A 14,503-nucleotide genomic window follows, 5' to 3' on the forward strand; every position below is an offset into this window, starting at 1 on the left:
GTGAACAACACACCAAGTCCGGAGGGATGATTCCGAACGCGCTGGACACGACAGCCGAACGCTCGGCCGTTCTTGAATTGCGGGACGTGTCTTGCGCGTATGAGCCCAGCAGACCGGCCGTCGAGGGCATCACGTTTACCGTCCACCAAGGAGAAATCCTCTGCCTTCTGGGACCTTCTGGTTGCGGCAAGACGACCATCCTTCGCGCAATTGCAGGATTTGAGCGGGTTATCGCGGGCAGTATTGCGCTATCCGGCCAACTGGTCTCCTCGCGGGACACCATGATTCCGACCGAACAGCGGCACATCGGCATGGTCTTCCAGGAGTACGCGCTGTTCCCCCATTTACGGGTCGAGAAGAACATTGCCTTTGGCCTGCGCCACTTTTCACGAGCCCAGCAGCGTACGATCGTCGACGACCTCCTCACCTTAACCGGACTGCGTGGATTAGAGCACCGCTATCCGCACGAACTCTCCGGCGGTCAACAGCAACGCGTCGCCCTCGCCCGCGCGCTTGCCCTTCGCCCGGTGCTCCTGCTCCTCGACGAACCCTTCAGCAATCTCGACCCCGATATGGCCAGTCGTATGCGCCAGGATCTTCACACTCTGTTGAGACAAACCAAAACCACAGCCATTCTTGTCACCCATGATCATGATGAGGCATTCTCCATGGCTGACCGTGTGGCAGTCTTAAATAAAGGGCGCCTGGAACAATTCGATACACCCGAAGCTATCTACCACCTCCCTACGACCCCCTTCGTGGCCGACTTTGTCGGACAGGCGGACTTTATCCCCGGAGTCGTCACACACCACCTGGTGACGACCGAAATCGGAGACTTTCCAAATACTCAGAACCTCGCGACGGCCACGCCCGTCGTCGTGATGATTCGCCCAGACGACATTCACATCGTCCCGACCAAGGGGGCCGATGCGCGGATCCTTGCACGACAATTCAAGGGGTCGGAAAATGTCTACACAATCCAACTGCCGTCAGGCCAAATCGTGCATAGTAGCGAATCATCGCTGAGCATCTATCAGGTTGGGACTGCCATTGCCCTGCGCGTAGTGGCGACCCACACGGTCTTGTTCCCGAAGCCACCTGACTCGCCGCAGGTGGGGTCGTAACATCGGGACCAATATCCTGACGCCAGACCGAACGAGACGCACGAAGGATCAGGGTCGATGTCATACGGACGTCCCCAGGGAGCAACAACAGTGAGAGGTGGAGGATCGACGAATGGACGTGCTGAAGAATGCGGTTGAGTACGGGATCATTGGCCTGTTGATCGCTCTGAGCGTGTGGTCGGTAGCTGTCGCGGTCGAGCGATGGCTGTACTACCGACGCGTAGACCTGGCGCAGTTTACAGACGTTCAAACCTTTGAAATGGCACTGACCAAGCGGCTCGTCATCATCGGCACCGTCGCGGCAAATGCGCCATACATCGGATTGCTGGGCACGGTCCTCGGGATTATGATGACCTTTCATACGATGGGCACCTCTGGAACGATGGCCGTGAACACCATCATGATCGGCCTGAGCCTGGCCCTGAAGGCGACGGCCGTGGGTCTCCTCGTGGCAATTCCCTGCGTCGTCATGAACAATATTCTTCGCCGACGCGTCGCTGAACTACTGACAACGTATAAGGTGCACCATGGAACGCGAGGTTAATCAGATCAACGTCATTCCGCTGGTTGATGTGATGTTGGTGCTGCTCGTCATCGTCCTGACTACCGCAACCTTCATCAGCACAGGGCAAATCCCCGTCAACCTCGCGAAGGCTAAGGAGGCCGGGGATCATAAAGATGTTCCCGTGGTGGTGACCTTGACCGCGAATGGAGACCTGTTTCTCAATGATCGTCCCGTCCCGGCGGATGGCCTCAAAAGCATGCTGCTGGCCCACCCCCGAGAATCCCTGGTTGTCGTGCGGGCGGACAAAGTCACGTTGCTTGAGCGCTTTGTCTCGGTTGTGGATGAGATTCGTGGCCTGGGATTCCAATCTGTCAGCCTGGAGGTCGTGCGCCTGTGACCGCTTCCCATGCCGGCACGCCGGACGCCTTCGTCCGCTTGCGTGCGAGCGGGTGGATCATTTCGCTCTGCCTGCATAGTGCAGCCGTCTTCTTAGCCGCACTGCTCGCCGCCAAAGTCGGGCTAGCCCCGCCCTCCTCGTCGTTCCAGTGGGACGTAACTATCGTCACCCCATCAGTAATGCCGTCTGCGTCAACTCCCACGCTCGACAAACCGCAAGTTGGCTCAACTCCTGCGCGCATGACAGCGCGTAGCACGCCAATACCCTCTCCGCGCCCGGCGTCCTCTGATGTACAACATTCCACGAAATCGGCCCCGGTCTCTAACACTGGTGTCCATGAACCGCAGACATCCATCCCCGTTCCTCCACCGCCGCCACAGGCTATCGAGCCAACACCTCAACACTCTCTCGCACCCCCTCTTCCTGAGGCAGTGGAAGCCGCTCGACCGCAGCCGGCAACGGAGCCTTCCCCCACGCCGCCGGTCCCTTCCCTGGCGGAAGTTCATCAACAGCAAGCATCAGTCACTTCCCCAGCCAAAGATCATGAAACCCCAGCTCAACTAACGTCGCCTCTTCCAGCTGCACAGCAATCCACTGAACAGACCCCAGCCCCTACCTCAACCGCCGCGCTCGCCCCATCAGCGAGCGACGTTCCGGCACCAAAAAAGGTCGATTATGGCTGGCTTGCAGGCATTCTCTTGCCACGCATTGAAGCGCAGAAAGAGTACCCCATGGATGCACGGCTCAAGCACGTGGAAGGGAGAGTGGTCGTCCGGATTGTGATTCAGGAAGATGGCCAAATCGTGTCCGCCGCGGTCGCAAAAAGTTCCGGGCATGACACTCTCGATCAAGCCGCACTTGAAACGGTTCGAAAGATTTCACCAATCGCGCTGACGCAGCCTCTCGAACAATCACCAGTCACCCTCCATATCCCTATCCGCTACCAGCTAGGACCATAGCCTGGTTGATGCCGGCCCTTCGCTCAGCATGCTTCACGCTCGCGCCTCCGACTGGGACTCACGCTGAAGCTATGACAACACTAGTCGACACCGTCTTTGATTCGGACTCGCCCTTTGAGGGAGGAGGACACCCAGACCTTTCCGTCACGATCGACGATCACTGCGCCGACACCCGGCAGCGTTTCCACTAGCGCGAGCCCCCGTTCTCGCCCCATCACAAAAATGCCTGTATCCAGTCCATCCGCCGTCAGGCCGTCTTTGGCTACTACCGTGACACTTTGACAGTCACGTGCCGGCTGCAACGTCACTGGGTCAAGGACATGATGATACCGGACTCCATCCCGCTCGAAATAACGTTCATAATCGCCCGCCGTTGAAATCGCCTCGTTCTGAAGATCAATAACTGCCAGCACCGCTCCTTCGTGCCGTGGATGCCGGATACCGAATGGAAATGTCGTACCGTCGGGCAATTGGCCAAACGTTCGAATATCCCCGGATAACGCCACGACTCCTGCGGTTGCGCCAGCCTTTTGCATCGCCTCAACCGCCAGATCGGCCGCAAAGCCCTTACCGATGCCTCCGACATCCACTCGCATTCCTGGCTTGGCGAGATAGACCGTTCCCTGTGCCTGGTTCAATTGCAACGCATTCAGATTCGTGAGTGGACGGATTTTCTCCAGATCATCCTCCGACGGAATCTGCTGGCGATCCAAAACGCTCCAGGCCTCGACCGCGGGACCGACAAGAATATTGAAGCCCCCTTTCGTAAGCCGAGCCATCCCAACTGAGGCTTGAAGAACTTTCATCGTATCGGGACTGACCGAGACGGCTCCCTTTCCTGCAGCTCCATTTACCCGTGACAGCTCGCTGCCCTCAATCCAGGTGCTCAATAATTCTTCCACGCGATGAATTTCCTGGAATCCCGCGGATGTGGCATCCTGAGCCGTCTGCCGATCCGAAGCGACTGCCGTAATGCTCACCCACGTGCCCATATGCATCTGTGTGCGCTTTACGAGAATAGGAGTGGCTCCAGAGTTTCCAGCAGCACATCCCAGCCCTAGCGATAATAGAAAACAGATGCCCGCATTCGTCGCGACTGCATATCTGCGCCGTAGGACAGCGTCCGTTACGAAAATGAATCCAAATGCTCTCAGGGCGTCAGAAATAACGGACAACTTCATCGGCATGATCCTTTCTCAAGGGGAACCTGCAACGCGGCATATTGTCCGGCATAAAATAAAATTGCAAATAATGCTAGCCCCTGCGGGGCCCAGTTTTAGCCAGGCCAGGCGCTCACACTCTTACCCAATCCTCGATCCGTGGCATTCTAGCCACTTCCTGCTGACACTCTGATCGCCACAGCGAAGCCGTCTAATTCGACTTGACATTTTTCTACTGATCGAGATATTAATAATCGTTCTCAATTCAGTAGGCGCAACGCTAGGCTATGACACCAACTAAGAACGCAACACACTCCTTATGCCAGGACAGCGAAACACGCTGCGAATGCGGCCAGCTGATCGCCAAAGTTGGAGGACAGGGGCTAGAGCTTAAGTGCAAGCGCTGCAAACGCATTGTCGTCATCCCTTTCACCTCGATTGAAGGGTGGGGCACGGTGCCAGCATGATTCGATTCACGAAAGGAGGCCTCGTTACCGGAAAACATCCAGGGCTTCAGTCGCATCCACATGCTTTCATCACAGACCAGAGACCATCGAGTCCCGAGTCATACCATAACTTTACTCGCGGATGGAGGATACCCATGAAAATCCGGGCAATCCTCGGGGCTCTAGTCCTGGCCAGTCTACCGGTGATGCCGGCGTTGGCAGAAAACTTGACCCCGGAGGAGATCAAGAAGCTAGTTGACGAAGCGGTTGAAAAACGATTGCAGGATCATGAACGCCGAGAAGGCGCCGGTTCCCACAGGGAAACAGTGGGCGACCCCGGTGATGAACCAGGCATAGGCTCCCTTCCAGAAGTCGGAAAAGAACGGCGAACCAAAACCCAAGCGGCATTGTCGTTCGGGTCGACGGGGTCTGGCCGATTGGTCTATGCCAAGCCCTTTGTCGCCTCACCGAAAGCGATCGTCGGCGGGTACATGGACATACAGTACCGTTCACACCGAAATGCCGTTCTTGAATCGGGCATGGGGAGTGGCACCACCAACGGATTTGATCAACAACGGTTTGTTCCATTCATCTATGCTGACATCACCGAACATGTGAAGTTCGCGGCGGAAATCGAAATCGAGCATGGGATACGTGAGGATGCGACGCAGGGGGCAGAAATCGGTCTGGAGTTTGCCCACATCGACTATTTGGTCAAAGAGCCGTTCAATCTTCGTGCGGGAATTCTCTTGGTTCCGATCGGCAAGTTCAACTTGCTGCACGATTCGCCGCTCAACGACCTCACCGACCGACCGCTCGTCAGTCGCCTCGTGATTCCCTCCACGATGGCCGAGACCGGTGCTGGCTTCTACGGCACTTTGTACCCAGGCCGAACCAGCAAACTCGATTATGAGTTCTACGTCACCACCGGCCCCTGCGGATACAACGGAGACGGAAGCCCCCGCATTCGTGAGGAAGACGGTACCCGCCGCTCCCGCCAGCGGAAATGCCCCTCCGATGACGGATTGGACATCAATAACGGAAAAGCCGTCTCGGGACGCGTAGCCTTTAGCCCGATGTTGGGCGTTGAAGTGGCTGGCTCCAGCTACTTCGGGAATGCTTCTCCGGTCAGCTACAACCCTCTGAGCATTACCGCTATCGACTGGACCTTTCAACGTGGCCCCTTCGAGCTCTTGGGAGAAGCGGCCTGGGCCTACGCACGCGGCAATTCCCGCGCAGTTCAGGGGGCAACCTTCGCCACGCCTGGCTCGCTGCTCAGCGGGCTCAATACCTTGAACTCATTTGCCGCCCCTCCGCAGCGTATGCAGGGGTTCTATGTCCAGGCTAATTATCATTTCATGCCCGCGTTCCTAACTGCCTTATCGCCTAAACGATTTGGTGAGGGCTCAACGTTCACCGCCGTGTTCCGTTATGACCGGGTCAATCTCAACATGGATAATCGTGGAGAGAACTCAGGTGAATTAGAGCAATTTTCGTTCGGTCTCAATTATCGGCCTATCGAAGACGCCGTGTTCAAGGCCAGTTACCAGTACATGCCGAAATCGTTTAATCCCAATACTGGTCAGCGCATTCATGACAGCGCATTCGTGATTTCCGCAGCAACGTATTTCTAAATTCACCACCCGGCGGCGCTCTCTCTATAGGGAGGGCCGCCGGATTTACAAGGGGCAGGATTTCAGTGCAAAGGGCACACGTATTTATCGCGACAACAGCCTTCCTCACCATGGGTTGCGCTTCGCTGAGCGGCAGTCACGAGCAGACTTATTCCTGCTCACAGGACGTCGTCTGGGATGCAGCGATGGACACTATGAAAAGCTATTCGATCACATCCCAGGACAAAACCAAAGGCGTCATCGAAACCGGGTGGCTAGAGATGGATGGAAAAGAACGGAGTTATGGCATCTTCGGACGCACGGGATTCGGGAATAGGGAGCGCGCGCGTATGAGTCTCGTCGTAAAGACATCGAATGGCGCTGTCTCCGTCAGTGTGCTGGAAACACGCCAGCGCTGGCATTCTCGCGGAGGGGTCACCTCTCAAGCCACTAAATGGTGGCCTGTTGAACCATCCGAAGAGGCGACAACGGAGGTCACCACTCGACTAAACGAAAAATTACAAGAACAGGGGTGTTCGCCGCTATGATGCTTTTATTGCTGCTGCTCATCCTCACTGGTTCCTTCGCTCTCGCCCCAATGAACGCCCAGGCCGAGCGTGTATGGGACAGTGAGCTTAAACGCTATTTGACAGAGCAGGAAATGTCCCTGGCCGAAGTCTTTCTCACCGAGGAAGAAGCGGTCAAACTCATGTTTCCAAAATCGGAACGCGTGAAGAAGGAGCTGGTGACTCTCCCCCAGGACAAGAAAACCCTTATCGAAACTCGCATCGGATGGAAATTTCCCGAGGAATCCTTCGAAGTGTATATCGGTGAAACCGGCACACACATTGACGGGTATGCCCTCGTCCAGAACACCATCGGCAAACACAAGCCCATGACCTACATGGTCGGCGTGGATGCTCACGGCCTTGTTTCCAATGTTGAATTACTTGTCTTTCGAGAAGCGCGAGGCAGCGAGGTGCGGACCAAACGATTTAACGTTCAATATGAGGGGAAATCGGTTCTCGACCCTGTCCGGATCAACAGAGATATCATCAATATCAGCGGCGCCACGATGTCCGTCCGGTCTATGACGGCAGGAATCAAACGCGTCCTTGTCCTCGTCGACGAATTTTACTTAAAACCGCAAGGACGCGGCAGCGACACTGTGACCGCTCAAAAGACCGAGAAGGGCTTCTTCAAGTCGATTTTCGGAAACTGATTTTCAGCCGACATGCGCAATTTCAACACCCGCTTTCGCCTCCGCGACTCAGATCGCCACATTAGGCTCGTCTACACATTCTTTCTCTTATTGATGCTTGCCGGCTTCACGTTCTCATTCTTCTGGGCGCACAATATGACTGGATTGTCCCCCCAAGGAATTGCAGATCATTACCGCGGCTCCAATGCGACCTTCGGCGAGCCGATGTCGTTTCGTGAACTCGCTGAAATTACCCACTTTCACCTCTTCACTATGCCCGTCGTGTTCATGATTCTGGTCCATGTCCTCTATTTGACGAACGCCAGCAACCGGCTAAAAATTGTTACGACCTGGATTTCTTTCGGAGGAGTCATTCTCGATCTCCTTTCGCCCTGGCTGATTAGTTATGTTTCCCCCGTCTTTGTATTAACCATGCTGACAGGCGATACGTTCATGACGGCAGGATTTTTGGTCATGCTGGTCATCCCTCTCCACGAAATGTGGATTTTGAAACAACCGTTGATGGCGGGCAAACGCGGAGAGCACGGATGACCTAGCGTTGCACACCTGATGCTCACCTCATGTGCGGCCAGAGGTATTCAGCCCAGAGCCCAAGATCATTCCCCATGATCTTGGGCTCTGACATTTTGGAGGACTCCTATGCATCGTTCGACACGACCGAAACCTAGCGCGACTCAGTTCATCCAGGACCTCGGGCGCCAGCTCTTCGCCCTCAATGCCCTGCAGCTTCCCCATGAGTCACTCGAGGCCGTCCGGGTACTTCAACTTCGGCGTCTGGCGCGACAGATCGAAAGCACCATCCCCGGACACTTCGGGCATGGCGAACGCACCGCGCACTATGCCCTATTGCTGGCTCAACGCCTCGGACTCACCAGAGAACAGCGCCTCGACTTGCACTATGCGGCATTGCTGCATGACATCGGACTCCTGATGATGCCTGAGCACCTGCTCGGCAGGGCAGCCCCTCATACGCTGAACGACTATGCCCTGATCCAAAGCCATCCTAGGGAAGGGGCCACCCTCCTAAGCTCCTACTTATTCCTCCAGGAGCCGGCACGGCTGATCGCCCATCATCATGAGCGCTGGGACGGGGCCGGTTATCCTTATGGACTTCGCGGTGAGTACATCCCCGGCTCGGCAAGAATTCTCGCCATCGCCGATGTATTTGATAGCATCGCCAGCCGCACCAATTCATGGGACAGCGCTCTGCGAACTCTTCGCGCCTCGGCCGGATCCCAATTTGATCCAACTTTCTGCGCTACGTTCTGCGACCTGCTACGCAATCACGATCACTGTCCCTCACTCCATATTCCCAATCCAGTCACCGCCGCCATGCGCGCCGAACCAGAGGTAGAAAATTCCATCTACACGCATATGACCGGCTCAGGCATCTAACGGATTGTCTTGTCAGGACCACGACCATACTGTGGGTTCTGTGAACTCGCAACGGAGGACATTATGTCAGGAAGATCATCTGCCTCGGTTATGTCGTTTGATCGTCTGCGCACCTTCTCCTCCGAGCTTCGAGGAGAGTCTCCGCAGTGGGCCGACCGATTAGAGCAGGTCAGAACGGAACAGGATCTCGGCGACCTCATATGCGATCTGTTTAACCTGTCACATGCCATTCCGCCGGAGAAGCAGGCCTCGCCTACACCTCGCATATTGCCCGCGCGTATCACAGCCTTTATCAACGAGAACCTCCACCGTGGCATGACGCTGAAAGTCTTGGCGAACTTCCTGGGCTACTCGGAAAAGTATTGTTCGGATCTGTTTTACCGCGTCATGGGTGAACCGTTTTCCAGGTACCTTCGGCGGCAGCGCGTTGAACGCGCCAGTGCACTCCTGACGACTACCGGACACACGCTGGCAGAAATTGCATCAGCACTTGGATTCAGCGATCAATTCGCGTTCAGCCATTTCTTCAAGCGTGCTACGGGACAGTCTCCCATGAACATTCGCTCGATGAGGGCTCGGCAGCATAGGTGAACGTATCAAGGCATTCAGCGGGGTCCTTACGGTCCCGCCCGAGAGGAGAGCGCTGCTATCGCTGGAAGGAATTGAGCCTTATCTCCCTGATTAATCAGGGAGAAAGAGAACAGACTGATGAACGCTGTGTGTGTCCGACTGAAAAATGCGGATGGGGAACAAGAAAGGCGGGTCGGCCAGTTCTCTCTGAACTCGCAGACCCGCCCTCATCTTATTACTATTGGCTAAGACTTGTCGGAGGTGAATTGCTCCGCCAGATACCGCTCTTCTCCAACTTGCTTGATGGTGCGAAGCTGAATTTCAAACCAATCGATATGTTCTTCCGTGTCGATGATCATATCCTCCAGTCGATGCCGGGTGGTAAAATCACCGACTTTCGCGCAGTGTGCGATGCCTTGACGAAGCGCATCTGCGTCCTCACGCTCAAACGCCACATCTGCCTCTAAGAGTTCCGACACTTTCTTCCCCGACGCCACGGCATCCAAGTGATCCATCGTTGGAGCACCGCCGAGGTACAGGATATGATCGATCAAACCAGAGGAATGGCTGACTTCCTCGTGAGCCAGATGACTAAAATGCTCGTGGAGTCGACCATACCCCCAATGTTTGCAGAGCGCCGCGTGCAGTAGATACTGATGCACCGCGGTCAGTTCGCTGACCAACACCTTATTCAAAATATCGAGGACGCCCTCTTTCGCTTTCATGCCCATTCCCCTCCCTGCGCCGTCCCGGCGCGGGCCTAACTATCTTTCTTGATTTGCTCAGCCAGGTAATTCTCGAGCCCCACCTGCTTGATTGTTTCCATCTGAGTCTCGATCCAATCGATATGCTCATCCACGTCCTTCGCCATATCCTCGAGCATGTGTCGCGTCGTAAAATCCGCGACCTTCGCGCAATGCACGACCCCTTCGCTCAGTAGGGCAAGCATTTCCTGCTCGGCCTTCAGATCAAGTTTCAACTGCTCGGGAACGGTTTCACCGATATGCACCGTGTTCATCCGCTGAACATTGGGCACACCTTCCAAATAGAGTATATGGCTGATCAGTTCGTCCGCGTCTTTCATCTCATCGATACTGCGCTCCCTGACTGTGTGATGGAGCCGGTCATAGCCCCAATTCGCACACATCTTGGCATGGACAAAATACTGATTGATGGCGGTAAGGTCCGCCGTCAACACCTTATTTAGCAATTCTATGACGCCTTGTTTTGCTTTCATATCCCCCTCCTCTGGCCCTAGCGTATCTCATGGCCTGTGGACCAATCATTGGTTCGAACGCTGAACGCTCGCTGTTTACTTGGAAATTGTACTCCTTACTTAGAGATTCTCGAAAGCCTTGTCAACCATTGAGATACGTATTTATGAGGGCGGTTATCAACATCGCCGAGAACGCTTCTCATTGTCCTCATCAGAATATGCAGAATGACGCGAGCAGAGCGGTGAACTCCGACTGGATCGGAGCGAATCGGCAACCGAAATGCGACGACAACGAGTGGGGAATTCTGACGGGCGGGAGCTGCGCTGCGGTTATCCGGCTTCGCGATAGCCGCACTCTTCTTCGTTGCGGCACTGTATGGAGCGGCCGGCCTGCTTACTGACCTTCTCAATGAGAAACGGTGCCTGACACTTGGGGCACGGCTTATTGATCGGGCGATCCCAGAGCGCATATTCACACTCAGGGTACCGGCTGCACGAATAAAAATTCCGGCCTTTTTTCGTACGCTTCTGAACCAGGTCTCCCCCGCAGCCAGGTTGCGGACATTTCACCCCCAAGGCAATTGCCTTGGTCGTTTTGCATTCTGGATAGGCGGAACAGGCCAGGAACTTTCCGAAGCGGCCGGATTTGACCACCATGGGGCTTGAACACTTCTCACACTTTTCGTCCGTCGTCTCCTCCAGCTTCGGAACAATCTTGATCGTCCCGTCGGGGAGTTTTTCGAAGTTCTGTGTATTCTTGCAGGGAGGATCTTCCTTGTACCCGGGACAGGCCAGAAACTTCCCGTTTCGCCCCCACTTGATCTCCAACATGCGACCACACTTCTCACAAGGCAGGTTGGTCGGCGGCTCAACGATGTCTTTCGGCCCCGGAATGCTTTGCGCCAGTTCCATTTCTTTGACAAAAGGGGCATAAAACTCTCTGACCGCTGAGACCCACGGCTTCGTCCCCTCTTCAACTTCGTCGAGTTGCTCTTCCATGTGAGAGGTGAATTCCGTATCCAGCAGGTCCGGAAACCCCTTCAACAAAAAGTCGTTGACCGTCCGGCCCGTTTCGGTAGGCAGAAAACGGCCCTCGATCTTCTCGACATATTTCCGATCCTGAATCGTCGAAATGATGGCCGCATAGGTGGAAGGACGACCGATGCCCTTTTCTTCCAGTTCACGGATCAGCAACGCCTCGTTGTAGCGGGGCGGCGGTTGGGTGAAATGCTGCTTCGAGATAAGGCCCGGCAGGGTCTGCTCCTCCTGCGCCACCAACTGCAGAGACTCGCCCTCCCGAAGCACAGGAAGCTGCCGATCCGACTCGTCCTCGGGTTCCTGTTCACTTTTCGGCTTCTGTGACGGCGATTCTTTGTCGATCCCCTCCAGATAGACGGCCGTATGGCCGGGGAATTTGACGACGGTGCCGGTCGTGCGAAACACATAAGGCACCGATACTCCTACCGGACTCGAATCGACACGCGTCACATCCAGGATAGCCGGAACCATCTGCGAGGCAATGAATCGATTCCAGATCAGCTTATACAAGTTATATTGATCCTGTTCCAAAAATTGCCTAATGGATTCAGGATCACGAGCCGCCACCGTCGGCCGAATGGCTTCGTGAGCTTCTTGCGCCGCCTTTTGCGTCTTGTACACATTCGGGGTCGCCGGCAAATACTCCTCCCCAAATCGCTCCCGGATCACCAGCCTTGCATCCTCGGTCGCCTCCTGCGAGATTCTCGGCGAATCGGTTCGCATATACGTAATGAGGCCCGTCTGACCTTCCGCCCCGATTTCCACGCCTTCATACAACTGCTGCGCCAGGGTCATGGTCTTTTTGGGCGTGAAATGTAATTTCCTGGCGGCTTCCTGCTGAAGTCGGCTGGTGATAAAGGGCGCAACGGGGTTTCGTTTTTTTTCTTTCCGCTCGATCGATTGAACGACGAACGATTTTCCCTGCACGGCGTTGAGAATTTCTTCGGCCTGCGCACTCGTGCCGATGTCGGCATCCTGTCCGTTGATGGAATGCAATTTCGCCTCGAAGGCCGGCGGGTTGTCTCCGCGCAGGAGTGCGACAATGGACCAATATTCTTCCGCTCTGAACTTTTCGCGTTCCTGTTCCCGGTCGCAAATAAGTCGCACCGCGACGGATTGGACTCGCCCCATACTGAGACCACGCCGCACCTTTTTCCACAGCAACTGACTGCCCTGATACCCCACGATCCGATCAAGCACCCGGCGCGCCTGCTGAGCCTGGACCAGCTTCATATCGATTTCGCCCGGAGCCTTCAACGCGCGCTTGATGGCCGATTCCGTAATTTCATTAAAGAGCACGCGGTAGACCTTGCCGTCCTTTTTCTTTCCCTTGCCGTGCAGTTCCTGTGCGATATGCCAGGCAATCGCCTCGCCTTCACGATCGGGGTCCGGCGCTAAATACACCGTATCAACTTGCTGGGCTTTCTTCTTGATGTCTGCAAGAACTTTGGATTTGCCCTTGATCGTGACGTACTGAGGCTCAAAATCGTGTTCGAGATCGACGCCCAGCTTGCTGGTCGGCAAATCTTTCACATGTCCGACGGAGGCCATAACGGAATAGCCGCGACCGAGATACTTAGTGATCGTTCGCGCCTTCGTTGGGGACTCAACAATGATCAAAGATTTCGCCATGTGGCTCCACGTTCCTCAGTGTCTTGGTCCAGACTACCACACCCACTATAACAAATATCGAGACTCTGTCAGCTTGAATCTCTCAATGAGTGCCTGTCGAGAGACGCACATACTCATTGCCGGGCAACTGACGAACACAATGTTTCAGTTCCAAGGAAAGCAACAATGCGGTGACTTGCGCAGCCGGAAGCCCGCTGCGTCGAATGACATCATCGATCGACTGCGGCAACACCGACAAGGCATCATACACCACCGCCTCCTCGGCGCCGAGTTGCGCCATCGGTCGCTCGATCTCGGCGCGAGCACCGAGCCGTTCGCGAAAGGCAGCATCCAGTTGGGGCAACAATTCATCCAGAATATCCTGCGCCGACTCGACGAGTCTCGCACCGTCTTTGAGCAAGCTATGGGGCCCGCGACTGTTCTCCGCCTTCACAAAACCAGGCACTGCAAATACTTCCCGGCCCTGCTCGCCGGCCAATCGCGCGGTAATGAGGGACCCGCTTTCCACAGCGGCTTCTGTCACCACGACGCCTAGCGATAGCCCGCTGATGATGCGGTTACGCCGGGGAAAATGATAGCTATGCGGCGCGGAGCCGAGCGGAAGCTCTGAGAGTACCGCTCCTTGCCGCTCGATCGCCGCGCGGAGCTGCCCATGATCGGCGGGATACGTACGATCCAACCCGCACCCCATGACTGCGAGCGTCCGTCCCTTGCCGGCAAGAGCGCCGCGGTGCGCGGCGGCATCCACTCCGCGTGCCAAACCGCTGACAATCGTAAACCCCATGCCGGCCAATTCACAGGCTAATTCCTCGGCCAGCACTCGGCCGGCGGCACTCACCTTCCTCGTCCCGACTATCGCCACAGCCTGCCGATCGCTCTCCAGTAATGTTCCCTGGAGATACAGCAGCGGAGGAGGGTCCGGAATCGTCCGGAGAAGCGCAGGATACTGCGGATCGAGATACGTCAATACGTCGATCTGGCGATGGTGCAACGCCGCCAGTTCCCGGTCAAGCTGTTCGACTGCATCCGGATCGGGCCCGCGGCCAATTGCTTCGATCAACGGGGGCCGGCAACCGACCTCTGCCAACCTCGCCTGGGTCGCCGACAGCACCGCGTCCGCAGATCCCATCGCCTGCACCAGCTTGAGCAGAATGGCATCCCCCACACCGGAGATCGCGCGGAGCATCAGCCAGGGGCGGAGAGATCGACTATTCACTATCGTCCAA

Annotated in this window: 16 protein-coding genes; 11 read left to right on the forward strand and 5 right to left on the reverse strand. The window is 55.9% G+C overall.

The features are described 5' to 3' along the window. Positions 1-26 precede the first annotated feature (26 nt). The 4 genes from GDA65_05340 (at position 27) to GDA65_05355 (ending at position 2,985) form a co-directional block, all read left to right on the forward strand. A complete protein-coding gene (locus GDA65_05340; GenBank protein ID MBA5862116.1) occupies positions 27-1,124 on the forward strand; it encodes an ATP-binding cassette domain-containing protein in 1,098 nt (365 codons plus the stop codon). Between the two features lie 112 nt (positions 1,125-1,236). Continuing rightward, entirely contained in the window at positions 1,237-1,668 is a 432-nt protein-coding gene (exbB, locus tag GDA65_05345) for a TonB-system energizer ExbB (protein ID MBA5862117.1), read from the forward strand. Continuing rightward, entirely contained in the window at positions 1,652-2,026 is a 375-nt protein-coding gene (locus GDA65_05350; protein ID MBA5862118.1) for a biopolymer transporter ExbD, read from the forward strand. The genes exbB and GDA65_05350 overlap by 17 nt, the downstream gene beginning before the upstream one ends. Then, positions 2,023-2,985, forward strand: coding sequence for a TonB family protein (locus GDA65_05355; GenBank protein MBA5862119.1), 963 nt, complete (start codon positions 2,023-2,025; stop codon positions 2,983-2,985). The genes GDA65_05350 and GDA65_05355 overlap by 4 nt, the downstream gene beginning before the upstream one ends. An 80-nt stretch (positions 2,986-3,065) precedes the next feature. On the opposite strand, the gene GDA65_05360 is transcribed toward GDA65_05355, so the two are convergent. Continuing rightward, the gene (locus GDA65_05360) at positions 3,066-4,172 is read right to left on the reverse strand and encodes an FAD:protein FMN transferase (protein MBA5862120.1); all 1,107 of its coding nucleotides are present in this window, start codon (positions 4,170-4,172) and stop codon (positions 3,066-3,068) included. Positions 4,173-4,432: 260 nt separating this feature from the next. Between GDA65_05360 and GDA65_05365 the strand changes: the two genes are divergently transcribed. The 7 genes from GDA65_05365 to GDA65_05395 all read left to right on the forward strand — a co-directional run bounded on the left by GDA65_05365 (position 4,433) and on the right by GDA65_05395 (position 9,412). Next, positions 4,433-4,612 (forward strand): hypothetical protein, encoded by a 180-nt coding sequence (locus GDA65_05365; protein ID MBA5862121.1) that lies wholly within the window; start codon positions 4,433-4,435, stop codon positions 4,610-4,612. 134 nt (positions 4,613-4,746) lie between these two features. Continuing rightward, positions 4,747-6,225: a hypothetical protein gene (locus tag GDA65_05370; GenBank protein ID MBA5862122.1), complete on the forward strand. Its 1,479-nt coding sequence runs from the start codon at positions 4,747-4,749 to the stop codon at positions 6,223-6,225. Positions 6,226-6,290: 65 nt separating this feature from the next. Further along, entirely contained in the window at positions 6,291-6,752 is a 462-nt protein-coding gene (locus tag GDA65_05375; GenBank protein ID MBA5862123.1) for a DUF3576 domain-containing protein, read from the forward strand. Continuing rightward, positions 6,749-7,426 carry an FMN-binding protein gene (locus tag GDA65_05380; GenBank protein MBA5862124.1) on the forward strand — a complete coding sequence of 226 codons (678 nt, stop codon included), beginning with the start codon at positions 6,749-6,751 and terminating at the stop codon, positions 7,424-7,426. Before GDA65_05375 ends, GDA65_05380 begins: the two co-directional genes overlap by 4 nt. A gap of 12 nt (positions 7,427-7,438) precedes the next feature. Then, positions 7,439-7,957, forward strand: coding sequence for a hypothetical protein (locus GDA65_05385; protein MBA5862125.1), 519 nt, complete (start codon positions 7,439-7,441; stop codon positions 7,955-7,957). A gap of 108 nt (positions 7,958-8,065) precedes the next feature. Then, on the forward strand, positions 8,066-8,821 hold the full coding sequence (locus GDA65_05390; protein MBA5862126.1) for an HD domain-containing protein: 756 nt from the start codon (positions 8,066-8,068) through the stop codon (positions 8,819-8,821). A gap of 63 nt (positions 8,822-8,884) precedes the next feature. Then, on the forward strand, positions 8,885-9,412 hold the full coding sequence (locus tag GDA65_05395) for a helix-turn-helix domain-containing protein (GenBank protein MBA5862127.1): 528 nt from the start codon (positions 8,885-8,887) through the stop codon (positions 9,410-9,412). A 224-nt stretch (positions 9,413-9,636) separates the two neighbouring features. On the opposite strand, the gene bfr (GDA65_05400) is transcribed toward GDA65_05395, so the two are convergent. From bfr (GDA65_05400) to dprA, 4 genes are all read right to left on the reverse strand, one after another. Further along, complete coding sequence (gene bfr / locus GDA65_05400) at positions 9,637-10,116, reverse strand: bacterioferritin (protein ID MBA5862128.1); 480 nt, start codon at positions 10,114-10,116, stop codon at positions 9,637-9,639. Positions 10,117-10,151: 35 nt separating this feature from the next. Then, positions 10,152-10,628, reverse strand: a complete 477-nt coding sequence (bfr, locus tag GDA65_05405) for a bacterioferritin (GenBank protein MBA5862129.1) — start codon at positions 10,626-10,628, stop codon at positions 10,152-10,154. A gap of 309 nt (positions 10,629-10,937) precedes the next feature. Further along, positions 10,938-13,277, reverse strand: coding sequence for a type I DNA topoisomerase (topA, locus tag GDA65_05410; GenBank protein ID MBA5862130.1), 2,340 nt, complete (start codon positions 13,275-13,277; stop codon positions 10,938-10,940). Between the two features lie 82 nt (positions 13,278-13,359). Further along, positions 13,360-14,493 carry a DNA-protecting protein DprA gene (gene dprA, locus GDA65_05415; GenBank protein ID MBA5862131.1) on the reverse strand — a complete coding sequence of 378 codons (1,134 nt, stop codon included), beginning with the start codon at positions 14,491-14,493 and terminating at the stop codon, positions 13,360-13,362. Between the last annotated feature and the right edge of the window lie 10 nt (positions 14,494-14,503).

This window comes from Nitrospira sp. CR1.1, from assembly GCA_014055465.1.
In the GTDB taxonomy this organism is placed as follows: domain Bacteria; phylum Nitrospirota; class Nitrospiria; order Nitrospirales; family Nitrospiraceae; genus Nitrospira_A.